Source organism: Pseudomonas sp. PA-1-6B, from assembly GCF_021609545.1.
In the GTDB taxonomy this organism is placed as follows: Bacteria; Pseudomonadota; Gammaproteobacteria; order Pseudomonadales; family Pseudomonadaceae; genus Aquipseudomonas; species Aquipseudomonas fluorescens_BV.
Genome location: NZ_WJZM01000062.1, coordinates 14,148 through 34,752 on the forward strand (window position 1 = coordinate 14,148; position 20,605 = coordinate 34,752).

25 protein-coding genes are annotated in these 20,605 nt (G+C 60.2%); 14 read left to right on the forward strand and 11 right to left on the reverse strand.

What is annotated here, in order from left to right:
- Nucleotides 1–16: 16 nt before the first annotated feature.
- Nucleotides 17–2,527, reverse strand: coding sequence for an ABC transporter permease (locus GIV35_RS22975; protein WP_236264715.1), 2,511 nt, complete (start codon nucleotides 2,525–2,527; stop codon nucleotides 17–19).
- A complete protein-coding gene (locus GIV35_RS22980) occupies nucleotides 2,527–3,210 on the reverse strand; it encodes an ABC transporter ATP-binding protein (protein WP_003189864.1) in 684 nt (227 codons plus the stop codon). Before GIV35_RS22980 ends, GIV35_RS22975 begins: the two co-directional genes overlap by 1 nt.
- Nucleotides 3,211–3,220: 10 nt before the next feature.
- On the opposite strand from GIV35_RS22980, the gene GIV35_RS22985 reads away from it, so the two are divergent.
- The 3 genes from GIV35_RS22985 (at nucleotide 3,221) to GIV35_RS22995 (ending at nucleotide 5,222) form a co-directional block, all read left to right on the forward strand.
- Nucleotides 3,221–3,826, forward strand: coding sequence for an arylesterase (locus tag GIV35_RS22985; RefSeq protein ID WP_054920159.1), 606 nt, complete (start codon nucleotides 3,221–3,223; stop codon nucleotides 3,824–3,826).
- Nucleotides 3,827–3,884: 58 nt separating this feature from the next.
- Nucleotides 3,885–4,178, forward strand: coding sequence for a hypothetical protein (locus GIV35_RS22990; protein ID WP_003189866.1), 294 nt, complete (start codon nucleotides 3,885–3,887; stop codon nucleotides 4,176–4,178).
- Nucleotides 4,179–4,256: 78 nt separating this feature from the next.
- Nucleotides 4,257–5,222: a L,D-transpeptidase family protein gene (locus tag GIV35_RS22995; RefSeq protein WP_019820319.1), complete on the forward strand. Its 966-nt coding sequence runs from the start codon at nucleotides 4,257–4,259 to the stop codon at nucleotides 5,220–5,222.
- 178 nt (nucleotides 5,223–5,400) lie between these two features.
- Here GIV35_RS22995 and oprI read toward each other — a convergent pair whose 3' ends face one another.
- Nucleotides 5,401–5,652, reverse strand: a complete 252-nt coding sequence (gene oprI, locus GIV35_RS23000) for an outer membrane lipoprotei OprI (protein WP_003172710.1) — start codon at nucleotides 5,650–5,652, stop codon at nucleotides 5,401–5,403.
- 613 nt (nucleotides 5,653–6,265) lie between these two features.
- On the opposite strand from oprI, the gene GIV35_RS23005 reads away from it, so the two are divergent.
- The gene (locus GIV35_RS23005; RefSeq protein WP_003189869.1) at nucleotides 6,266–6,547 is read left to right on the forward strand and encodes a GNAT family N-acetyltransferase; all 282 of its coding nucleotides are present in this window, start codon (nucleotides 6,266–6,268) and stop codon (nucleotides 6,545–6,547) included.
- 69 nt (nucleotides 6,548–6,616) lie between these two features.
- Here the strand turns inward: GIV35_RS23005 and GIV35_RS23010 are convergent, their stop codons facing one another.
- Together GIV35_RS23010 and GIV35_RS23015 are read right to left on the reverse strand one after the other, a co-directional pair.
- Nucleotides 6,617–7,693: a 3-deoxy-7-phosphoheptulonate synthase gene (locus GIV35_RS23010; RefSeq protein ID WP_003189871.1), complete on the reverse strand. Its 1,077-nt coding sequence runs from the start codon at nucleotides 7,691–7,693 to the stop codon at nucleotides 6,617–6,619.
- Between the two features lie 130 nt (nucleotides 7,694–7,823).
- Nucleotides 7,824–8,258, reverse strand: a complete 435-nt coding sequence (locus GIV35_RS23015; RefSeq protein WP_057976648.1) for a hypothetical protein — start codon at nucleotides 8,256–8,258, stop codon at nucleotides 7,824–7,826.
- On the opposite strand from GIV35_RS23015, the gene GIV35_RS23020 reads away from it, so the two are divergent.
- The 5 genes from GIV35_RS23020 (at nucleotide 8,257) to cysB (ending at nucleotide 12,162) form a co-directional block, all read left to right on the forward strand.
- Entirely contained in the window at nucleotides 8,257–8,643 is a 387-nt protein-coding gene (locus tag GIV35_RS23020; protein WP_105226249.1) for a thioredoxin, read from the forward strand. The two genes, GIV35_RS23015 and GIV35_RS23020, sit on opposite strands and share 2 nt — an antisense overlap.
- Entirely contained in the window at nucleotides 8,640–9,602 is a 963-nt protein-coding gene (locus GIV35_RS23025; protein ID WP_202691375.1) for a putative 2-dehydropantoate 2-reductase, read from the forward strand. The genes GIV35_RS23020 and GIV35_RS23025 overlap by 4 nt, the downstream gene beginning before the upstream one ends.
- 15 nt (nucleotides 9,603–9,617) lie before the next feature.
- Entirely contained in the window at nucleotides 9,618–10,535 is a 918-nt protein-coding gene (locus GIV35_RS23030) for a 5'-nucleotidase (RefSeq protein WP_034126732.1), read from the forward strand.
- A gap of 48 nt (nucleotides 10,536–10,583) precedes the next feature.
- Nucleotides 10,584–11,084 (forward strand): universal stress protein, encoded by a 501-nt coding sequence (locus tag GIV35_RS23035; RefSeq protein ID WP_034126733.1) that lies wholly within the window; start codon nucleotides 10,584–10,586, stop codon nucleotides 11,082–11,084.
- Nucleotides 11,085–11,187: 103 nt separating this feature from the next.
- Nucleotides 11,188–12,162, forward strand: a complete 975-nt coding sequence (gene cysB / locus GIV35_RS23040) for an HTH-type transcriptional regulator CysB (protein ID WP_003189876.1) — start codon at nucleotides 11,188–11,190, stop codon at nucleotides 12,160–12,162.
- Between the two features lie 53 nt (nucleotides 12,163–12,215).
- On the opposite strand, the gene GIV35_RS23045 is transcribed toward cysB, so the two are convergent.
- Nucleotides 12,216–12,698 (reverse strand): GreA/GreB family elongation factor, encoded by a 483-nt coding sequence (locus tag GIV35_RS23045; protein WP_105229103.1) that lies wholly within the window; start codon nucleotides 12,696–12,698, stop codon nucleotides 12,216–12,218.
- Nucleotides 12,699–12,712: 14 nt separating this feature from the next.
- Complete coding sequence (locus GIV35_RS23050; protein ID WP_105226251.1) at nucleotides 12,713–13,081, reverse strand: hypothetical protein; 369 nt, start codon at nucleotides 13,079–13,081, stop codon at nucleotides 12,713–12,715.
- Nucleotides 13,082–13,213: 132 nt separating this feature from the next.
- Here GIV35_RS23050 and earP point away from each other — a divergent pair, with 132 nt between their 5' ends.
- Together earP and GIV35_RS23060 are read left to right on the forward strand one after the other, a co-directional pair.
- The gene (gene earP / locus GIV35_RS23055; protein WP_105226252.1) at nucleotides 13,214–14,347 is read left to right on the forward strand and encodes an elongation factor P maturation arginine rhamnosyltransferase EarP; all 1,134 of its coding nucleotides are present in this window, start codon (nucleotides 13,214–13,216) and stop codon (nucleotides 14,345–14,347) included.
- 49 nt (nucleotides 14,348–14,396) lie between these two features.
- Nucleotides 14,397–14,969 (forward strand): elongation factor P, encoded by a 573-nt coding sequence (locus GIV35_RS23060; RefSeq protein WP_032892737.1) that lies wholly within the window; start codon nucleotides 14,397–14,399, stop codon nucleotides 14,967–14,969.
- Nucleotides 14,970–15,035: 66 nt separating this feature from the next.
- On the opposite strand, the gene GIV35_RS23065 is transcribed toward GIV35_RS23060, so the two are convergent.
- The 3 genes from GIV35_RS23065 to GIV35_RS23075 all read right to left on the reverse strand — a co-directional run bounded on the left by GIV35_RS23065 (nucleotide 15,036) and on the right by GIV35_RS23075 (nucleotide 17,191).
- Entirely contained in the window at nucleotides 15,036–15,455 is a 420-nt protein-coding gene (locus GIV35_RS23065) for an organic hydroperoxide resistance protein (protein WP_034126737.1), read from the reverse strand.
- Between the two features lie 251 nt (nucleotides 15,456–15,706).
- Entirely contained in the window at nucleotides 15,707–16,159 is a 453-nt protein-coding gene (locus GIV35_RS23070) for a MarR family winged helix-turn-helix transcriptional regulator (RefSeq protein WP_236264716.1), read from the reverse strand.
- 81 nt (nucleotides 16,160–16,240) lie between these two features.
- Entirely contained in the window at nucleotides 16,241–17,191 is a 951-nt protein-coding gene (locus tag GIV35_RS23075; RefSeq protein WP_213153980.1) for a LysR family transcriptional regulator, read from the reverse strand.
- Nucleotides 17,192–17,299: 108 nt separating this feature from the next.
- Between GIV35_RS23075 and GIV35_RS23080 the strand changes: the two genes are divergently transcribed.
- Nucleotides 17,300–18,049, forward strand: a complete 750-nt coding sequence (locus GIV35_RS23080) for a sulfite exporter TauE/SafE family protein (RefSeq protein WP_105226253.1) — start codon at nucleotides 17,300–17,302, stop codon at nucleotides 18,047–18,049.
- Here GIV35_RS23080 and GIV35_RS23085 read toward each other — a convergent pair.
- Nucleotides 18,039–18,920 carry a LysR family transcriptional regulator gene (locus GIV35_RS23085; protein ID WP_236264717.1) on the reverse strand — a complete coding sequence of 294 codons (882 nt, stop codon included), beginning with the start codon at nucleotides 18,918–18,920 and terminating at the stop codon, nucleotides 18,039–18,041. The two genes, GIV35_RS23080 and GIV35_RS23085, sit on opposite strands and share 11 nt — an antisense overlap.
- Before the next feature lie 70 nt (nucleotides 18,921–18,990).
- Between GIV35_RS23085 and GIV35_RS23090 the strand changes: the two genes are divergently transcribed.
- Complete coding sequence (locus GIV35_RS23090; RefSeq protein ID WP_034127146.1) at nucleotides 18,991–19,197, forward strand: DUF1127 domain-containing protein; 207 nt, start codon at nucleotides 18,991–18,993, stop codon at nucleotides 19,195–19,197.
- Between the two features lie 45 nt (nucleotides 19,198–19,242).
- Complete coding sequence (locus GIV35_RS23095; RefSeq protein WP_236264718.1) at nucleotides 19,243–20,472, forward strand: winged helix-turn-helix domain-containing protein; 1,230 nt, start codon at nucleotides 19,243–19,245, stop codon at nucleotides 20,470–20,472.
- The last annotated feature ends 133 nt before the right edge of the window (nucleotides 20,473–20,605 follow it).

The following is a 20,605-nucleotide window of genomic DNA, read 5'->3' on the forward strand; positions in this document are numbered from 1 at the left end:
TACGCGCCATCGGGGGTCAGCTTTCGCGCAGAACGGTCAGCGGGCTGGCATTCAGTGCGCGGCGCGTGCCAAATACCCCGGCAGCGCCAATCAGCAAGGCACCGATTACGGGCAGCAGTAACAACCACGGGTGGGGATGCCACGCCAGGTCAAATGCATAGCGGTACAGCACCCAGGTCACCAGTTCGGTACCCAGTGCCGCCAACAAGCCGCTGACGGCGCCCAGCAGGCCGAACTCAATGCGTCGGGCCTTGACCAGCAACTTACGCTCGGCACCCAAGGCGCGTAGCAATGCACCCTGGCGGATTCGTTCATCCAGGGTGGCCTGCAGGCCAGAGAACAACACCGCCATGCCCGCCGCGAGGACAAACAACAGCACGTATTCGACTGCCAGCGTTACTTGGGCAAGGATGCTGCGCAACTGTTCCAGCAGGGCCTCGACCTGCAGGATAGTGACCGCCGGGAAGGCCCGTGACAGGTCGACGATCTGTTGGTCATGGCCGGGAGCCAAGTAGAAGCTGGTCAGGTAGGTCGCTGGCAGATCCTTCAAGGTGCCCGGTTGGAAAATCATGAAGAAGTTGGGCTGGAAGTTATCCCAGTTAATGGTGCGCAGGCTGGTGACCCGCGCTTCACGGTTTTCCCCGCCGATGGTGAACAACAGATGGTCGTTGAGCTTGAGCTTCAAGCTCTCGGCCACTTTGGCTTCCACCGACACGCCAGGAACCCCGTCAGTGGGTTGCGCCGACCACCAGGTACCTGCCGTCAGGACGTTACCCGCTGGCAGGTCGGCTGCCCAAGTCAGGCTCAGGTCACGTTGAGTGGCACGGTCGCCACTGGAGTCCTTGCTGACAATCTCCTGCACGGCTTCGCCATTGATGCTTATCAAGCGCCCTGGCACCACCGGGTAGAGGGGCGCTGCTTGTGCCTGGACGTCCAGCAGCCGGGCGCCAAAGGCGTCCTTGTCGGCTGGCAGGATATTCAGCGCGAAGTAGTTGGGCGCATCCTTGGGCAACTGGTTTTGCCAGGTGTCGAGCAATTCCCCCCGCAACAGCGCGATCAACCCCATGGACAACAGGATCAAGCCAAAGGCCAGGGATTGGCCCGCTGCCGCCAACGGGTGACGCAACAATTGGCCCAGGCCCAGGCGCCACGGCAGGGAGGCGCGAGCCAGTAACCGCCGCAGGCTCTGTAGCAACAACAGCAGCAAGCCACCCAGGAGCAGCGCAGCGACTACACCGCCGCCGAGTAACGCGAAGGTCAATACCAGGTCCAGGCTCAGGCGCCACATGATCAGGCCCAAGGCAAACAGTGCCGCGCCATAGACCATCCAAGTGCTTGAAGGAATAGGCAGCAAATCGCGGCGCAATACCCGCAGCGGTGGTACCCGCCCCAGTGCGGCCAGCGGCGGGAGGGCGAAGCCGGCGAGGGCCACCAGCCCGGTGCCGATCCCGGCGACAGCCGGCAGCAACCCGCCTGGCGGTACGTCGGCGGGCAGCAGGTCGTGCAGGAAGTAGAACAGGCCAAATTGCGCCAGCCAGCCGAGCAGGGCGCCGGCCAGGCTCGCCAGCAAGCCCAGCACGCTCAGTTGCAGGCTGAACAGCAGCATGGCTTCACGGCGCGACAGGCCCAGGCAGCGCAACAACGCGCTGGCATCGAACCGTCGACTGGCGAAGCGGTTGGCCGACAGCGCCACGGCCACGCCAGCCAGCAGCACGGCCACCAGGCTGGCCATGTTCAGGTAACGTTCGGCCTTGCCCAGCGCGCCGCCGATTTGCTGGTTGCCATCGCGGGAGTCCTGCAGCCGCTGGTTGGCAGCCAGGCCCGGTTTGACCAGGTCGCGATAGGTTTGCAGCGCAGTGCTGCCTTGTGGCGCACGCCATAGTTCGCGGTAGCTCACACGGCTGCCTGGCTGGACGACACCGGTGGCGTCCAGGTCCGCCAGGTTGATCATGACCCTGGGCGTGAGGCTGTAGAAGTTCCCGGCCCGGTCGGGCTCGTAGGTCAGGATGCGCGCCAGGCGCAGGGTCTTCATGCCGACATCGATGCTGTCGCCGATTTTCAGGTCCAGCGCCGTCAGCAATCGTGCTTCCACCCAGGCGTCACCGGGTTTGGGACCACCGCCAGGGGTTTGCGTACCGAAGGGCTCGGTGCTGCTTTTAAGCTCGCCGCGCAAGGGGTACTGCTCGTTGACCGCCTTGATGCTGGAGAGCTGGATGCCATTATCGGTGGCGATAACGCTGGAGAACTCCACGATACGAGCGTGATCCAGGCCCAGTTCGGTCCCGGATTTGATTTGCTCGGGCCGGGCCGGCGAGCTGCCTTCGACCACCAGATCGGCGCCGAGGAATTCGGTGGCGCGCAGCAGCATGGCGCCGTTGAGGCGCGCACCAAAGTAGCCGATGGCGGTGCTGGCAGCCACGGCCACCAGCAGGGCAAAGAACAGCACGCGCAATTCGCCGGCGCGGGCATCGCGCAGTAACTGACGCATGGCAAGGCTGAACAGACGCAACAGCGGCAAACGTGCCATCAAGGCTCCAGGGGCGCGACCATCAGGCCGGCTTCAAGGCGGATCAGGCGTCGGCAACGGTGGGCCAGGCGCTCGTCGTGGGTGACCAGTACCAGGGTCGTACCGCTCTCTTTATTCAACTCGAACAGCAGATCGCTGATGCGCTCGCCAGTATGGCTGTCGAGGTTGCCGGTGGGCTCGTCGGCAAACAGCACGTCCGGTTCGGCGGCAAACGCGCGGGCTATCGCCACGCGTTGTTGTTCGCCACCGGACAGCTGACGGGGCGAGTGGGTCAGGCGCTGGCCCAGGCCTACGCGCTCCAGCAGGTGTTTGGCTCGCTCGCGGGCGTCCTGGCGACCGTCCAGCTCCAGCGGCAGCATCACGTTTTCCAGTGCATTCAAGCTGTCGAGCAATTGGAAGGATTGGAATACGAAGCCCACATGCTCGGCACGGATGCGTGCGCGCTGGTCTTCGTCGAGGGTGCTCAGGGCTTGCCCGGCCAGGGTGACTTCGCCGCTGCTGGGCAGGTCGAGGCCGGCCAGCAGGCCCAGTAGCGTGGATTTGCCGGAACCGGAGCTGCCGACGATAGCCAGGCTATCGCCCTTGTTCAGTTCCAGGCTCAGTTCGTGCAGGATAGTCAGTTCACCTTCCGCGCTGGGAACCACTTTGCTAAGGTTTCGCGCGGTGAGAATGCTTGCGCCCATGGAGAATCCGATGCGAGTGTGGTTTTTGAGTGCTGGCCTGGCCTTGATGTGCATGGCCCAGAACGCAGCGGCGGGTACAGTCCTGATCGTTGGCGATAGTATCAGTGCCGGTTTCGGCCTGGATACCCGCAAAGGGTGGGTCGCGTTGCTGGAGCAACGGCTCAAGCAGGAGGGTTTTGACGATAAAGTGGTCAATGCTTCCATCAGTGGCGACACCAGCGCGGGAGGCCTCGCGCGGCTGCCCGCGGCGCTTGCAACGCACAAACCGGACGTTGTGGTGATCGAGTTGGGTGGCAACGATGGCTTGCGCGGCCAGCCGCCTGCGCAATTGCAACAAAATCTTGCCTCGATGATCCAGCAGTCCCGGGACAGCGGCGCCAAGGTGCTGCTGTTGGGCATGCAGATTCCGCCCAATTACGGCAAGCGCTATGTCGAAGCCTTTGCCAAGGTATTCGGTGATGTGGCACAGAAAGAAAAGGTGCCGTTTGTGCCGTTTTTCCTCGAGGGCGTGGGTGGCCATCCGGAGTTGATGCAGGCTGACGGGCTACACCCGGCAGTCGGGGCGCAAGACAAGTTGCTGGAAAATGTCTGGCCAACGCTAAAACCGCTGTTATGACGCTTTTCTACCGGCAGGCTTTCGGCTAAGGTGGCGCCCCCCCGATTTGGAGCCCTCGATGTCGCGCCCTGCCTGGTCCCTGTTTAACTACCAACTGATCGAGCCGGACGAGCAGCTGGACCTGTTCGCCTGCCAGGAAGTGCGGGTGCATTTGGTGGCGCGTCAATTGGAACTGGGCGGCTCGATCGATCGCACGCTCTGCGGCACTCTATTGCCGGCACAGCCACGCTGGTCATCGGTCAACCGCTCGATTTTCCAAGACCAGCGACTCTGCCCGTTATGCCGGGCAATTCTCGAATCGCAAAAGCGCGGCACGCCTCCGATCTGGCCGGAGCTGCGCTTCGAGCTGTAAAACAGCTTGAAGCTTGGCACTGCGAAGCCGTATACAATCAATTTTTCCCCACCCGTCGTCTTGCGAAGGATTTTCCGGATGTTGTCGCGCCTTTCCGTCGTCACCTGCTGCCTGTCTCTTGCTGCGCTTTGTGCGGCGGGTTCGGCGGCGGCCTTGCAGTTGCCCTTGCCGCCGCCCGGTGAGGACATTGTTGGCCAGGTCCAAGTGATCAAGGCCAAGTACGAAGACACCTTTGCCGACCTTGGCACCACCTACGACCTGGGCTATTCGGAAATGGTTGCGGCCAACCCGGGTGTCGATGCCTGGTTGCCAGGTGCGGGCACCGAGATTGTGCTGCCGACACGCTTTATCCTGCCGCCCGGGCCGCGGGAAGGCATTGTGATCAACCTGGCGGAATACCGGCTCTACTACTATCCAAAAGGCCAAAACGTCGTCTATACCTTCCCCCTGGGCATTGGCCGGGAAGGCTGGGGTTCGCCGATCGCCCATACCAGTATCATCGCCAAGACGCCGAATCCGACCTGGACGCCACCGGCCTCGATCAAGGCCGAGCACGCCGCCAACGGTGACCCGCTGCCCAACGTGGTGCCTGCCGGCCCGGACAACCCGCTGGGGCCCTTCAAGTTCACCCTGGGCACGCCGGGTTACCTGATTCACGGCTCCAACATGAAGTTTGGTATCGGCACGCGCACCAGCCACGGTTGCTTCCGCATGTTCAATAACAACGTGTTGGAAATGGCGGGCATGGTGCCGGTAGGCACGTCAGTGCGCATCATCAATGACGCGTACAAGTTCGGCAGCAGTGGTGGCAAGGTTTACCTTGAGGCTCACACGCCGTTGAACGATGACGGTACGCCCTCGGTGGTCGACAAGCACACCGCGGTCATCAATGCGTTGCTCAAGCGCGAAGACCTGTCCAATAACCTGCGGGTCAACTGGGACCAGGTGCGTGATGTGGTCGCCGCCGAGGATGGCTTGCCGACCGAAATTGGTGTGCCAGGCGGCGCACCTGTAGCGTCCAGCACCCCGCTCGATCTTCAATAATAAGCCTGAGCGAACATCCCTGTGGGAGCGGGCCTGCTCGCGAAGACGTCGGCCCAGCAAACATTGATGTTGACTGATCCACCGCTTTCGCGAGCAAGCCCGCTCCCACACGCCAAATCAAAGGCAAAAAAAAGCCGACCCATAAATGGATCGGCTTGATAACAACCCCGAAGGATTATTACTTGCGGCTTGCTTTTTCAAGCATGCGCAGAGCGCGCTCGTTAGCTTCGTCAGCAGTCTGTTGTGCTTTTTGAGCAGCAGCCAGAGCTTCATCAGCTTTACGGTAGGCTTCGTCTGCACGGGCCTGGGAGCGAGCTGCTGCGTCTTCAGTTGCAGTCAGACGAGCTTCGGTTTCTTTGGAGACGCTGCTGCAACCGGTAGCCAGAACTGCGGCCAGAGCCAGAGCAGAGAATTTCAGAACGTTGTTCATCGTGTTCCCCTTCAAGGACTTTCAATTTAATGGCTACTTTCTCAGAGTGAGCTAATAGCCGGCGTACATACTACCCATTACTTGTAGTAAGTAAACTGACGTTGCGCAAGAAGCAAAAAAAATTCTTGTACCGAATCTATTTTGGCTAATCTTTTGGCGGTCTGTATGAAAATTGTCCAGGTTTTTGCACCTCGACGAACATTGGATCCAGGCTGAAAGGGCCGGCCCGCATGTGTTAAGCCTTGTAAAACAGATGAAATTTTATATAACGAAGCAGGGCACTTTGGTTGCGCTTGGCTTTACTGCGCAAGGCATCTTTCGCGCATCTAGAGGTGACTTTAAGTGCGCCAGTTCGTCTCAAGGTTCAACTGCCGGCAATGTTCAGGCTATCGGTCACCGGTTGATCGAGGCCCTTTCTATATCCACCAGCGGCAGGGGATGACGAGTGCGCCTTGAGCAATTTCAGGATTGGTGCTTACTATTCCCTATGTGCTGGTTGTGAGCGCTCACGGTTTTCTCGCTGTCGAAACCGGCACGGGGTGGCGTAGATGTTCCTTCGCCGGAAAAACATCGGTAAGGTAGGGTCGTTAATTCAGACCCGCGAGGAGTAGTGATGAGCGAGGCGTTGTCCATCCACCATGACCAGGCTGGTCATCAGTTCGAGACCAATGTGGACGGTCATCGTGCCTACCTGACCTACATGGACCTCGGGAAGCAGACCCTGGATATCTATCGCACCTTCGTGCCCAACGCACTGCGGGGGCGAGGCATTGCGGCTGCGTTGACCGAGGAAGCCTTGAAGTTTGCCGAAGAGGCTGGCTACACGGTGATCCCCTCATGCTCCTATGTCGAACGCTATATGGAGCGCCACCAGCGCCATGCTGCGAAGCTGTAACTGACCAGTTGCCAATAAAAAACGCCGGGCTTGGCCCGGCGTTTTTGTGTGCGCGAAACAGGTATTGGCTCAGGTGCGTTTGCGCTGGGGCAACACGTCCTTGAGTTTGGCATGCATGCTGCGCAGGGTGGTTTCAGTGGCGGACCAGTCGATGCAGGCATCGGTGATCGACACGCCGTATTGCAAATCGGCCAAGTCTTTTGGAATCGCCTGGCAACCCCAGTTCAAATGGCTCTCGACCATCAGGCCGATGATCGACTGGTTGCCCTCCAGAATCTGGTTGGCAACGTTCTCCATCACCAGCGGCTGCAACGCCGGGTCTTTGTTGGAGTTGGCGTGGCTGCAGTCAACCATGATGTTTGGCTTGATCTTGGCCTTGTTCAGTGCCTGTTCGCACAACGCGACGCTGACCGAATCATAGTTGGGCTTGCCATTGCCACCACGCAGCACCACGTGACCGTAGGCGTTGCCCTTGGTCGTCACGATAGACACGCCGCCTTCCTGGTTGATACCCAGGAAACGGTGAGGGCTGGAGACCGATTGCAGCGCATTGATCGCCACGGTCAGGCCGCCGTCAGTGCCGTTCTTGAAGCCTACGGCCGAAGACAGGCCGGACGCCATTTCGCGGTGCGTCTGGGATTCGGTGGTGCGTGCGCCGATGGCCGACCAGCTGATCAGGTCCTGCAGGTATTGCGGGGAGATCGGGTCGAGGGCTTCGGTTGCGGTGGGCAGGCCCATTTCAGCCAGGTCCAGCAGCAGCTTGCGACCGATGTGCAAGCCATCCTGGATTTTGAAGGAGTCGTCCAGGTACGGGTCGTTGATCAAGCCTTTCCAGCCGACGGTGGTACGCGGTTTCTCGAAATACACGCGCATGACCAGGTACAAGGTGTCGGACACCTCTGCCGCCAGCACCTTGAGGCGCTCGGCATATTCGTGGGCGGCCTTGAGGTCGTGGATAGAGCAGGGCCCGATCACCACGAACAGGCGGTGGTCGGTGCCGTCGAGAATGTCACGGATGACTTCGCGGCCCTTGGTGACGGTCTGCAGGGCAGCGTCGCTCAGGGGGATTTCGCGCTTGAGCTGATCGGGGGTGATCAGGGTCTCGTTGGATTCAACGTTAAGGTCATTGATCGGTAAATCAGCCATCGTGTTACTCGCCAGGGTCACGGGTGCCGGCCGCCAGCTATCCCCGTGCGGCGGGCACAGCATGATTTGAATGCAGGGGGGAGGAACCTTAGCGCGTAACACGGGCCCGCGACAATGGGCAAAGCCCGGTTTAATCCAGCGCTGGCTGCACAATCGCCTCATGGGAGAACTCGCCGGCATGGCGCGACACCCAGTCACGGGCCATGGCTTCAAGTTGCGCAGGCGTTGGCTCGGCATCTTCGTGCAGGCGGCAGTAACGCTCGATCTGGCACACTTGCTCGCCCATTCGCGCACCGAACAAGGCGTGTTCATCGGTAAAGCAAATACCGATGCGATAGCCCTGTTCGACTTTGCGGCACCAGGCGACATAGCCCGGATAACGGGCGCTGGGCCCCAGGGAAGGGATATGCAGGTCAACCGCCGTGCCGGCGCGCCAGGCACGTGGCCAATTGCAGGCGACGCCGCCGCGGCCGATAGTGTGCAGGCGTTGACGGGGCAGGGCGGGAGAGGGACGTTGGATCAACTCGACAGCGACATCATCAGGGTGAGGTAAAAAACGACCCATGTACACGGACTCCGAGCGCCGTCCAGTTGACGGCAATGGCAGCAGTATAGTGAAGGAACTGGAATTGACCGACCTGGATATTGACCAGCAATTGCTGGGATTGCCAGGTATTTCGCTGGTAGTGTTCACCAGTGTCGGTTGTGCCAGTTGCCGCTGGGCACGCCAGCAGTTGCCTGGCTGGCACTTGCCGGTGGACCGCGTGTGCTGGGTGGATGCCGGGCACAACGGCGGTGCGGTGGAACGCTACCAGATCTTTCATTTGCCGGCGTTGTTCCTGGTGTGCGAGGGTCAATTCCTTGGGCAATTACAGACACGTCTTACAGCATCCGACCTCGCCGAATGCGTAAACCAGGCGCTCAATCGAATACCAGAGGATTTGCCATGACCGCAGTTGCAGCCCCGTCGCCACGCATTGGCATTATCGGTACCGGTGCCATTGGTGGTTACTACGGACTGATGCTGGCGCGTGCCGGCTTCGATGTGCATTTCCTGTTGCGCAGCGAATATGCCGCGGTGAGCAGGCATGGCCTGCACGTCAACAGTACGGTGCATGGGCAACTGCACCTGCATCCGGTGCAGGCCTATGCCAGCGCCGCCGACATGCCGCCGTGCGACTGGCTACTGGTGGGCACCAAGTCCACCGGCAATGTGGACCTGGCGCCAACCATCGCCCAGGTGGCGGCGCCGGACGCCAAAGTGGTGCTCTTGCAAAACGGCCTCGATGTGGAAGACAGCCTGCGTGAACACCTGCCGCCGTCGCTGCATCTGTTGGGCGGCCTGTGCTACATCGGTGTGCACCGCTCGGCCCCTGGTGTGGTCGAGCATCAGGCGTTGGGCCGGGTCAACCTGGGCTATCACAGTGGCACGGCGGCCAACGACGAGTTGCAGCAACAGGCGATTGTCGAAGCCGGTGCCGGGCTGTTTCATCAAGCTGGCATCGAGTCCCAGGCCATGGCCAATGTGCATCTGGCGCGTTGGCACAAGCTGGTCTGGAACGTGCCGTTCAACGGCCTCTCTGTGTTGTTGGGCACGGGCACCACGGCCATGATGGCCGATGAGTCCAGCCGCGAGTTGATCCAGGCGCTGATGGCCGAGGTGGTGCAGGGCGCTCATGCCTGCGGGCATGAAATTCCTGCCAGTTACGCTGGGCAGATGTTCGCCATGACAGAAACCATGGACGACTACCTGCCCAGCATGTACCACGACCATCTGCACAAGCGGCCGCTGGAGCTGGCGGCCATCTACGCCCGCCCCTTGGCCGCTGCCAAAGCGGCCGGTTGCGAACTGCCACGCATGCAGGCGCTCTATCAGGCCTTGAGTTTTATTGATCGGCACAACCGCTGATTGGGGGGAACTACCATGGTGAAGGGATTGGCTGACAAACTGGTGCTGGCGATTTCCTCACGAGCGCTGTTCGACCTGAGTGACAGCCACAAGGTTTATCTGGCTGAAGGGGTCGAGGCTTACCGCAAATACCAGATCGAGCACGAGGAAGAAACCCTCGAGCCTGGCGATGCCTTCCCGCTGGTCAAGAAGCTGCTGAGCCTGAATGCCAGCCTGGGGCGTGCGCGGGTCGAGGTGGTGTTGGTGTCGCGCAACAGTGCCGATACCGGGCTGAGGGTGTTCAACTCGATCCAGCATTACGGCCTGGATATTTCCCGCGCCGCTTTCGTAGGCGGGCGTAGTCCCTATCCCTATTTGGCCGCCTTCGGTTGTCATCTGTTTCTCTCCACCCATGCTGAAGATGTGCGCAGCGCCCTCGATGCCGGGTTTGCGGCCGCGACGATTTTGTCTGGCGGCCCGCGCCGCGCTTCCAGCGAAGAGCTGCGCATCGCATTCGATGGCGATGCCGTGCTGTTCTCCGATGAGTCCGAGCGTGTCTACCAGGCCGGCGGGCTGGCAGCCTTCCAGGCCAGCGAGCGAGAGTCGGCGCGCCAGCCTTTGCACGGCGGTCCGTTCAAGGGCTTCCTGGCGGCACTGAACCTGTTGCAACGCGAGTTTGCCGATGAGGCCTGCCCGATCCGTACCGCGTTGGTCACCGCACGTTCGGCACCGTCCCATGAACGCGTGATCCGCACGTTGCGCGAGTGGGATATCCGCCTGGATGAGTCGCTGTTCCTCGGTGGCCTGGAAAAATCCGCGTTTCTGGAAGCCTTTGCCGCCGATGTGTTTTTCGATGACCAGGCCGGCCATTGCGAGAAAGCCAGGGAGGTAGTGGCCACCGGGCACGTGCCCCATGGCATCAGCAATGAGTTGAGAATCCAGACCGAGAGCTAGCTGCTAAGCTCATTCAATTCCCGCCATCCTGGCAGTCCAGGAGGTTTTATGATTCGCTCGATGCTGTTTGCCACGGACCTCGGTCTGTATGCACCCTATGTGATGCAACATGCAGTGGCGCTGGCGCGAACGTTCAAGGCTGACCTGTATGTGATCCACGTGGTCGAGCCCATTGGCTTGTTCGCCGAATCGGTGTTGCAGAGCTACCTTGATGAAACCGCCTTGAGCGAATGGCAGAGCAAGGGGCTGAGCACGGTGATGGCGACGATTGAACAGCGCGTGCTGGACAGCTTTCGCGAGGAGTGGGAGGAAGGGGAGCAGGACCTGCAATGGATTCGCTCGGTCAAGGTTATCCAGGGGGACCCTTGCGAGGTGATTCTCGACCAGTTGCGAAAACTGTCCGTCGACTTGCTGGTCGTAGGCAGTCACAGCCAGGCAACCGGGGTGGCCGTCCCCCTTGGGCGTACCGCCGCACGGGTGTTGCAGTTGTCCCCGGTGCCGGTTTACCTGGTGCCGTCGCTGCAGCGTCGGCGCAGTGACGATAGTTGATCGGTAAAAACGATAAAAAGTTCTAGATTTATCCGTTAAACCTTTAATATAGTTATATACCGTCGCTGATACCCGTGGCGTCTATCTGCTTTGAGGGATTCATATGAAGCTTCAACAACTGCGCTACATCTGGGAAGTGGCGCACCACGACCTCAACGTTTCCGCTACCGCTCAAAGCCTCTATACCTCGCAGCCTGGTATCAGCAAGCAGATCCGCCTGCTCGAAGACGAGTTGGGCGTCGAAGTCTTCGCACGCAGCGGCAAACACTTGACCCGCGTCACTCCAGCTGGCGAGCGCATCATCACCACCGCCGGCGAGATCCTGCGTAAAGTCGAAAGCATCAAGCAGATCGCCCAGGAGTTCTCCAACGAGAAGAAAGGCACCTTGTCGATCGCCACCACTCACACCCAGGCGCGCTATGCATTGCCGCCGGTGATCCGTGATTTCATCAAACAATACCCAGACGTAGCGCTGCACATGCACCAGGGTTCGCCCATGCAGATTGCCGAAATGGCCGCTGACGGCACTGTCGATTTTGCCATCGCCACCGAGGCCCTGGAATTGTTCGGCGACCTGGTAATGATGCCTTGCTACCGTTGGAACCGCTGCGTGGTTGTGCCCCAGGGGCACCCTTTGGCCAAGCTGCCGAAGCTGACCCTGGAAGCCTTGGCTGAATACCCGATCGTGACGTACGTGTTCGGCTTTACCGGCCGTTCCAAGCTCGACGAAGCGTTCAGCCATCGCGGCCTCACGCCCAAGGTGGTGTTCACCGCTGCCGATGCCGACGTGATCAAGACCTATGTTCGCCTGGGCCTGGGCGTCGGGATCGTCGCCAAGATGGCGGTCGACACCAACCTGGACAAAGACCTGGTGGTGCTGGATGCCAGCGAACTGTTCGAGTCCAGCGTGACCAAGATCGGTTTCCGCCGCGGCACCTTCCTGCGCGGCTTCATGTGCGACTTCATCGAGAAGTTCGCACCGCACCTGACCCGTGAAGTGATGGCCAAGGCGATCCAGTGCCACAACAAGCAAGAGCTGGAAGAGTTGTTCGACGGCGTTGAATTGCCCGTCCACTGACCGCGATGACCCTGTAGGAGCGAGCAAGCTCGCTCCTACAGGGAAGCTGCAGGTTATCTGGCCTCGGTAACCGTAAAGTGCTGCCGAGCGCCGGCCACCAGAATCTCCACCTCTTCATCGATACGCTTGCCCAACAGGCCTTTGCCCAACGGCGAGCGCGGCGTGATGACGGTCACCGGTTGCCCGACCACATCCACTTTCAAACCCGCTGCATCCGGCGCCAGGAACAGCCATTGCTGACGACCGTCCTCGTCTTCCAGGCCCACCAGCGTGCCTATCTCTATCCCGCGTCGATCATCGTATGCACGTAGCTGCAGTTGCTGGCACAGCACCAGCGATTGCTTGATCTCCTCCACTCGCCGGGCCTGCCCGGTGGCCAGGTACGAAGCCTCCAGGCCGAGGGTGTCGTATTTGTTCTCGGCAATGTTTTCTTCGTGGGTCGCGGTTTCGTAGGCGGTCTGCGCGGCGCGTCGGACGATGTCGAGGTCGACGGTGAGCTTTTCCAGGATCAACTGGAGCACGGCGTGTTTATTCATGGCGGTATTTGGCATCAATCGCAGAATTGCAGGACATTGGCCCGCGTCTTTTCATTGGGGGCGTTCTGGTCTTGTTGCAGCCAGAACTGGCATTTGGGGTTGGACAGGTTACGCGCGTTGCTTCGGGCCTGGTCCAGGGCCTGTTGTTGTGCCTGTTTTTGCAGGTTCTGTTGGTACTGTTCGAACAGACCGTTCGGTGGCTGCGGCTCAACCATCGCCGGTTTGCCCAATTGCTGAACCGCCTGTGCCACCGGCGCCAGGCTCTGGGGGAACAGGTAGCGAGACGCCAGCCAGGTGGTCAGCGCAATGGCGATAAACCCTAGCCACACGCCTGCGGCAATCGCGATGCAGAGTTTGAGCAGCGACAACGGACGGTCAGACATGAGAGCCTCCTGGCAGGCATTGACGGCATGACGGTGATTGTCGCACAGCCTCCGTGCAGAATAATCGCGATCAAGCCTTCTGCATCCACGCATTTATGCGGACAATCGAACCTTTGATCGATGGAGCCCGGAATGAAAGCCCGCTGGGATATTTTTTGCAGTGTCGTCGACAACTACGGCGACATCGGCGTGACCTGGCGCCTGGCCCGGCAGTTGGTGGTGGAGCATGGCTGTGACGTGCGCTTGTGGGTCGATGACCTGCGGGCCTTCGAACGCATGTGCCCGGACATTGATGTGCAGGTGGGCCAGCAATGGCAAGAGGGCGTCGAAGTGCGTCACTGGCCGGCCGAATGGCCAGGCGCGCACCCGGCCGATGTGGTGATTGCTGCGTTCGCCTGCCAGCTACCGCCTGAGTACATGGACTGCATGGCCGAGCGTGAGCGTGTGCCATTGTGGATGAACCTGGATTACCTCAGCGCCGAAGACTGGGTGGTGGGCTGTCATCGCTTGCCTTCGGTGAAGTACAAAGGCGTGCAGAAATACTTTTTCTTCCCCGGGTTTCGCCCTGGCACCGGCGGCCTGTTGCGCGAAGCCGGTTTGTTGGAGCGACGCCGGGCATTTCAGCAGGACGCCGCCGCGCAACAACAGTTCCTGCAAAGCCTGGGCGTTGCTCCGACGGCCGGCGCGCGTTTAATGTCGCTGTTTGCCTATGAGAATGACGGGTTGGCCGGCTGGCTGGACGTGCTGGCAGCCGATGGGCGCAGGACGCACTTGCTGGTGCCGGAAGGGCGCATTCTGGGGGATGTGCAACGCTGGCTGGGGGTGAGCAGTTTGTCGGCGGGAGACATTCAGGTGCGCGGCGCGCTGACCGTTCAGGTCATTGCATTCGTGCGTCAGGAGCAATATGACCGATTGCTATGGTGCTGCGAATTCAACGCCGTACGTGGCGAAGACTCGTTCGTGCGTGCCCAGTGGGCGGGGAGGCCAATGCTATGGCACATCTACCGCCAGGACGAAGACATCCACCTGGACAAGCTCGATGCCTTCCTGGAACTGTACACCGCCGCACTTTCACCGGCCGCCAAGGCTGCCGTCGTCACGCTTTGGCAAGCCTGGAACGCTGATGGCGATATGGCTCAGTCCTGGAAAATGCTGCTGGAACACTGGCCCGAGGTCACCCAGCACGCTGAGAAGTGGTGTCTGGAACAAGGCTTGCAGGCCGATCTTGCGACGGCGCTGGTACAGTTTTATGAAAGTTGGATATGATACGCCACCTTGATTTTTGTCAATCCCATCCAAATTTCGGATATACGCAATGAAAACTGGTAAAGAACTGAAACCCGGTACAGTGATCCGTCTCGAAAACGACCCTTGGCTGGTTCAGAAAGCTGAGTTCACCAAGTCTGGTCGTAACAGCGCAATCATGAAGACCAAGCTGAAGAACCTGCTGACCGGTTACAAGACCGAGATCGTCTACAGCGCCGATGACAAACTGGACGACGTAATCCTCGACCGCAAAGAAGCGACCCTGTCCTTCATCAGCGGCGACACCTACACGTTCATGGACACTACCGACTACACCATGTACGAGCTGAACGCTGAAGATATCGAAGCCGTTCTGCCGTTCATCGAAGAAGGCATGGAAGACGTCTGCGAAGCTATCTTCTTCGAAGATCGCCTGGTTTCCGTAGAGCTGCCGACCACCATCGTGCGTCAGGTTGACTACACCGAAGGTTCCGCTCGCGGTGACACTTCCGGCAAGGTGATGAAGCCTGCCAAACTGAAGAACGGTACCGAGCTGAGCGTTGCAGACTTCATCGAAATCGGCGACATGATCGAGATCGACACCCGTGAAGGTGGTTCGTACAAAGGTCGCGCCAAGAAGTAATTCTGGCCCCGGCGATACGAAGAAAAGCCCGACCTTGAGTCGGGCTTTTTCATGGGCGTCTGTTTTTCAGACCGTTACATGCAAGCGCACATCAACGTTGCCACGGGTGGCGTTGGAGTATGGGCAGACCTGGTGCGCGGCGTCGACCAGGCTTTGCGCGTCATCCTGGGCCAGGCCCGGCAGGCTGACATGCAGGTCGATATCCAGGCCGAAGCCGCCCGGGATCTGGCCGATGCCAACGTGGGCGGTGATCGAAGCGTCATCCGGGATTTTGCGTTTGGTCTGGCTGGCAACGAATTTCAGTGCGCCGATAAAGCAGGCGGAGTAGCCGGCAGCAAACAATTGTTCGGGGTTAGTGGCCTGGCCACCGGCGCCACCCAACTCCTTGGGAGTCGACAGTTTGACGTCGAGGATATTGTCGCTGGAAACGGCGCGACCATCACGGCCGCCAGTGGCGGTGGCTACTGCGGTATAGAGCGTTTGCATGGGGCGTTCCTCTGTGGTTTTGCGCTAAACATTTGCGCGCTAAGTAGCTGGTGAGGTGAATGTATAGCGCTAATGTTTAGTGCGCAAGTTAATTTTTCAGCTTTTTGGCTGATTAAAAAATTTGAGGGCACCGCAGAGCAAAAAGTGGGAGCTGGCTTGCTTGCGATGACGGTGTGTCAGTCAATGCATTGTTGACTGATGTACCGCCATCGCAGGCAAGCCAGCTCCCACTTTTTTAGGTGTGTGTTGCGTCAGATGCTGGTTTGCAGATTGGCGCGCAACGCGATCAGGTCTCCTTGCAGCTTGCGCAATTGCTCCAGCGCCATCCCGCTGGCGCCCAGGATGCATTGCGGAACATCCTTGGCCTTCTGCTGCAAGGCGCGCCCGGCGTCGGTCAGTTCCACGACTACCACTCGTTCATCTTCGCGGCTGCGGGTACGGCTGAGCAGGCCCTCGGCTTCCAGGCGCTTGAGCAGTGGCGTCATGGAGCCTGGATCCGTCAGCAGGCGGCTGCTGATTTCGCTGACGGTCAATTCATCCTCTTCCCACAGCACCATCATGGTCAGGTATTGCGGGTAGGTCAGGCCGATGGCTTGGAGCAGCGGCTTGTAGACCTTGGTCATCAGCAATGAAGTAGAGTGCAGGGCGAAGCACAGCTGGTTGTCCAGCAACAGCGATTCGCAAGGATCAGGGTTTTTGCTCATGGTGGCGTCTCGAAAAAGCATGTCTGGGCTGGAATCTAGCGGGCAAATCTTTAATGCGCCAGATAATTGTGGTCTTGGGCTTCAGACCAGGCCACTTTGCAATGCCAGATCCCAAGGCGGCACCGGGCTGAAACGGGATTTGAGATATTCGAGCAGCAACCGGCTGCGAGCATTGGGCTGCTGTTCCAGGCGCAGCGCATAGATGCCGGCGGTTTCCGGGTTGGGCAAACCGTCTTCGCAAAACAGCGGCAACAGTTCGCCGCGTACCAGGTATTCACTGGCCAACCAGGTCGGCAGGTGAGCGATGCCCAGCCCGGCCAGTGCACCCGAGAGCAGGGCTTCGGCATTATTGGCGCTCATGCGGATGCGCCGGGGGCGATAGGTGGTGCGGCGCCCGTCCAGTTCGAAGCGCCAGGCGAACATTGGCGCCAGCCCGTCCCAGTCCAGGCCATCATGTTCGCTCAGCTCTCGAGGATGGGCCGGCGTGCCACGGCTTTTCAGGTACGCGGGGCTGGCGCAGGCGATACGCACGATACTCGCCAACGGCGTAGCGACCAGCCGGGTATCGACAATATGTCCAGCGCGCAGAACCAGATCGACCTTACCCAGATGCGCGCCCTGCATATCGACAAAGCTGTCGATCAAGTGCAGGTGCACGTCCAGTCCGGGGTACAGGTTCAAAAAGTCCGCAATGACCGGCGCCAGGTGCCGGCGGCCGAATGCTGCGGGCGCATCGACCCGGATCAACCCTTCCGGCGCATGGCTCAGCGAAACCGCTTCGGCCCGTGCCAGCTGCAACTCGCTGACAATACGTCGTGCTCGCTCGGCGAAGGCCAGGCCCGCCGAGGTGGGCACCACCGCATGGGTGCTGCGTTGGAACAGGCGGCTGCCCACTGAGTTCTCCAGGCTGTCGATACGCCGGGCCACGGCGGAAGGTGTCAGCGGATGGCGGCGCGCGGCGGCGGAAAAACTGCCTGCTTCCAGCACATCCAGAAACAGGCTGAGTTGGTCGGTCAATGTGTTGGGGTTCATGGCTTGCCGCTTATGCGAGATTGGCATAGCCATTGTGCGTTGCTGTGCGTTTCCGCGCCAGGGCCGACTGCGTAGCATGCCAAGCTTGGAATAGCGGAGTAGCGAGCGGTGTGGGATTTAGTGATGTACCTGGCATTGGGTGCGGCGTTGGGCACGGTGGGTGGGCTGTTTGGCATCGGCGGCGGGCTGATTGCTATCCCGGTACTCGGCGTGTTGTTCGGGCTGGATCAGCAAATTGCCCAGGGCACCGCTTTGGTGATGGTCGTGCCGAACGTGATGCTCGCCCTGTGGCGCTATCACCAGCGTAACCGCATCGAGTTGCGTCACGCCTTACCCTTGGGGCTGACCGGCTTTTGCTTTGCCTGGCTGGGATCGATCTGGGCGGTGGGGCTGGATGCGGGCGCCATGCGCATTGGTTTTATTGCGTTCTTGGTGGCGCTGTCTGCCTACAACTTGCTGCGCATGTTCACCCGCAACGCGCCGCCCACCACGCAAATGCGTTATTCCTGGCCCTGGCTTGGCGTCTTGGGCGCGGCATCCGGCTCCATGGGCGGGCTGTTCGGGGTCGGTGGCGCGGTGGTGGCCACACCGGTACTCACCAGCGTGTTCGGCACTACTCAAGTGGTTGCCCAAGGGTTGTCGTTGGCCTTGGCGTTGCCCAGTACCGGTGTGACCCTGGTCACCTATGCCTGGCACCACGAGGTGGACTGGATGATCGGCTTGCCGCTGGCGGTGGGTGGCCTGCTGAGTATCAGTTGGGGCGTGAAAGTGGCTCATGCCTTGCCGGAGCGTCTGTTGCGCGGCCTGTTCTGTGGCTTTTTGGTGGTGTGCGCGGTGATGCTTACCTTTAAAGTTTGAAGCCTTCGACGATGTAGTCCGCCAGGCACTCGGTGATCGGCGAGGTCATCTGCGGGTTACGCAGCAAGCGCAGGTTCATCGACGGCAATGGCGGGAAGCCTTCGTCGCTGCCGAGCACTCGCAGGTCGTCGGTGACCAGGCTTTCCATGCTGACCATCGCAGCCAGGCCCGCACTCACCACTGCCAGGATCGCTGCTCCGTTAGAGCTGTGATAGGCCAGGCGATAATCTCGCCCGGCCGCGTCCAATGCGGCACGTGCCCAATGGGTGTACAGGCACTCGTCGCCGGACACCGCCAGGGGCAGGGCATCGTGCTCCTCCACACAAAAGCACGGTGATGCTGCCCATACCATGCGTTCGGTACGCAACAACTCACCCAGATCATTGCCGGGCTCGCGGCTGATCACGGTCAGCGCCAAGTCCCGCCGTTGCATCAATACGGTCGATGCTTCGCAGTGCATTTCGATTTGAATCAGTGGGTAGGCTTTGGAGAACTGTTTCAGGATCCCTGGCAGAAAGCGCATCAGATAGTCATCCGGCGTGCCGATGCGCACCAATCCCACCATATGCGGCTCGCGCAGGGTATTGAACACTTCACTGTGCAATTTCAGGATGCGCCGCGCATAACCCAGCAGCACCTGGCCTTCGGGCGTGAGCCGTACCTGCCGGCCATCGCGCTCGAACAGTTTGCGCTGCAACACGTCTTCTTCCAGCCGCTTCATCTGCATGCTAACCGCCGATTGAGTGCGATTGACCATCTCGCCGGCACGGGTGAAACCGCCCTGGTCGGCAATGGCGACGAAGGTGCGCAGCACGTCTGTGTCGATGCTGGGATAGGCGGACAATTGATCAATCTCTGAGATGTAATGCATAAGAAACATTCGTTGGATTGATCATAATGCCAGGCACACACTGTCGTCATCCCCACTGGAGGGCGAGAAGATGAAAGGTCAAAAAGGTTTCATATCGACGGATAACTGGCCGTTTTCCGGGCTGTTTCACACATTCGCGCGTTGGCAGCTGTTGCATCAGGAGCGGCAGATGCTGGCGACCCTGAGCGATGACGCACTCAAGGACATCGGGCTCAATCGCGCCGACGTCGCCCAGGAAAGCCATCGGCATTTCTGGGAAGACCCGCTGCGAAAATAAGCCCGGATGCAGTAGGGTAGGGCGCGAGCCTCAATGGAGATCGCCATGCCCGCCGACCTGTGTATTTCACTCAAGCAAGCTCGACGCATGGCGCTGGCTGCCCAGGGGTTTTCCGGGCGTCAGGCGCCTGCACAGATAAAGGCGACGCACCTCAACCGCTTGATCGAACGCCTGGGCGTTTTACAGATCGACTCGGTCAATGCGCTGGTGCGTTCCCACTACCTGCCCGTGTTTTCCCGCCTTGGTTCTTATTCCCCATCGATTCTTGAGCAGGCGGCCTGGAGCCTGGGACGGCGGCGTACTCTGTTTGAATACTGGGGGCATGAGGCGTCGCTGCTGCCCTTGGCGCTGTACCCGCTGATGGGTTGGCGTATGGAGCGCGCCCGGCAAGGGCAGGGGGTCTATTCGCAGATGGCACGTTTTGGCCGTGAGCAGCAGGCGACGATTCAGCGCGTATTGCGCACCGTCGAACAGCAGGGCGCCGTGGGGGCGGGTAGCTTGTCGACCCGCGAGGAGCGTGCCGGGCCCTGGTGGGATTGGAGTGATGAAAAGCACGCGCTGGAATGGCTGTTCGCCGCTGGCCTGGTTACGGTTGCCGGTCGTCGAGGGTTTGAGCGGCTTTATGATCTGCCCGAGCGTGTTATTCCCGCAGAGGTGCTCAGGGTCTCCATGAGTGAAGGTGAAGCGCAGCGTGGCTTGCTGTTGCACAGTGCGACTGCATTGGGTGTCGCCACTGAAAAAGACCTGCGCGATTATTTTCGCCTCGACCCCGCCGACAGCCGCAACCGCTTGGCCGAGCTGGTTGAGGATGGGCAACTGCTGGCGTGCCAGGTGCGGGGCTGGAAACAACCAGCGTATTGCCTGGCGGCGCCCAAACTGCCGCGCAACGTGCCGGCCAGTGCGTTGTTGTCGCCGTTCGATTCGCTGATATGGGAGCGCAGCCGCACCGAGCGCTTGTTTGACTTTCGTTATCGGCTGGAGATCTACACGCCGCAAGAAAGACGCGTGTATGGCTATTACGTCCTGCCGTTTCTCCACAACGAACGCATTGCCGCACGCGTCGACCTGCGGGCCGAGCGTGCCCATGGGCGCCTGGCCGTGCATGCCGTGCACGAGGAAGAACCTGGGCTGGATGAGGAAGGTATGTTGGCGCTGGCCTTGAACCTGCGAAAGATGGCCGACTGGCTAGGGCTGGAACAGATCCAGCTCAATTGCCAGCGGCCCAGTGCTGCCCGGTTGAGGGCTGCGATGCTGAACCGGGATGTCAGCCTTTAAGGCCCTATCGCGGCATAGGTATCTACACAACTTCGGCACGACGCTAAATCTGTGGCGAGGGAGCTTGCTCCCGTGACGGCCTGGCAGCCGACACAGATATAACTGATGCCCCGCGATCCAATGTGGGAGCTGG

Bases quoted from the DNA above. Each gene is read 5' to 3' on its own strand.
- GIV35_RS22975 (WP_236264715.1), bottom strand. From the start codon at position 2,527: ATGGCACGTTTGCCGCTGTTGCGTCTGTTCAGCCTTGCCATGCGTCAG.
- GIV35_RS22980 (WP_003189864.1), bottom strand. From the start codon at position 3,210: ATGGGCGCAAGCATTCTCACCGCGCGAAACCTTAGCAAAGTGGTTCCC.
- GIV35_RS22985 (WP_054920159.1), top strand. From the start codon at position 3,221: ATGCGAGTGTGGTTTTTGAGTGCTGGCCTGGCCTTGATGTGCATGGCC.
- GIV35_RS22990 (WP_003189866.1), top strand. From the start codon at position 3,885: ATGTCGCGCCCTGCCTGGTCCCTGTTTAACTACCAACTGATCGAGCCG.
- GIV35_RS22995 (WP_019820319.1), top strand. From the start codon at position 4,257: ATGTTGTCGCGCCTTTCCGTCGTCACCTGCTGCCTGTCTCTTGCTGCG.
- oprI (WP_003172710.1), bottom strand. From the start codon at position 5,652: ATGAACAACGTTCTGAAATTCTCTGCTCTGGCTCTGGCCGCAGTTCTG.
- GIV35_RS23005 (WP_003189869.1), top strand. From the start codon at position 6,266: ATGAGCGAGGCGTTGTCCATCCACCATGACCAGGCTGGTCATCAGTTC.
- GIV35_RS23010 (WP_003189871.1), bottom strand. From the start codon at position 7,693: ATGGCTGATTTACCGATCAATGACCTTAACGTTGAATCCAACGAGACC.
- GIV35_RS23020 (WP_105226249.1), top strand. From the start codon at position 8,257: ATGTACACGGACTCCGAGCGCCGTCCAGTTGACGGCAATGGCAGCAGT.
- GIV35_RS23015 (WP_057976648.1), bottom strand. From the start codon at position 8,258: ATGGGTCGTTTTTTACCTCACCCTGATGATGTCGCTGTCGAGTTGATC.
- GIV35_RS23025 (WP_202691375.1), top strand. From the start codon at position 8,640: ATGACCGCAGTTGCAGCCCCGTCGCCACGCATTGGCATTATCGGTACC.
- GIV35_RS23030 (WP_034126732.1), top strand. From the start codon at position 9,618: ATGGTGAAGGGATTGGCTGACAAACTGGTGCTGGCGATTTCCTCACGA.
- GIV35_RS23035 (WP_034126733.1), top strand. From the start codon at position 10,584: ATGATTCGCTCGATGCTGTTTGCCACGGACCTCGGTCTGTATGCACCC.
- cysB (WP_003189876.1), top strand. From the start codon at position 11,188: ATGAAGCTTCAACAACTGCGCTACATCTGGGAAGTGGCGCACCACGAC.
- GIV35_RS23045 (WP_105229103.1), bottom strand. From the start codon at position 12,698: ATGAATAAACACGCCGTGCTCCAGTTGATCCTGGAAAAGCTCACCGTC.
- GIV35_RS23050 (WP_105226251.1), bottom strand. From the start codon at position 13,081: ATGTCTGACCGTCCGTTGTCGCTGCTCAAACTCTGCATCGCGATTGCC.
- earP (WP_105226252.1), top strand. From the start codon at position 13,214: ATGAAAGCCCGCTGGGATATTTTTTGCAGTGTCGTCGACAACTACGGC.
- GIV35_RS23060 (WP_032892737.1), top strand. From the start codon at position 14,397: ATGAAAACTGGTAAAGAACTGAAACCCGGTACAGTGATCCGTCTCGAA.
- GIV35_RS23065 (WP_034126737.1), bottom strand. From the start codon at position 15,455: ATGCAAACGCTCTATACCGCAGTAGCCACCGCCACTGGCGGCCGTGAT.
- GIV35_RS23070 (WP_236264716.1), bottom strand. From the start codon at position 16,159: ATGAGCAAAAACCCTGATCCTTGCGAATCGCTGTTGCTGGACAACCAG.
- GIV35_RS23075 (WP_213153980.1), bottom strand. From the start codon at position 17,191: ATGAACCCCAACACATTGACCGACCAACTCAGCCTGTTTCTGGATGTG.
- GIV35_RS23085 (WP_236264717.1), bottom strand. From the start codon at position 18,920: ATGCATTACATCTCAGAGATTGATCAATTGTCCGCCTATCCCAGCATC.
- GIV35_RS23090 (WP_034127146.1), top strand. From the start codon at position 18,991: ATGAAAGGTCAAAAAGGTTTCATATCGACGGATAACTGGCCGTTTTCC.
- GIV35_RS23095 (WP_236264718.1), top strand. From the start codon at position 19,243: ATGCCCGCCGACCTGTGTATTTCACTCAAGCAAGCTCGACGCATGGCG.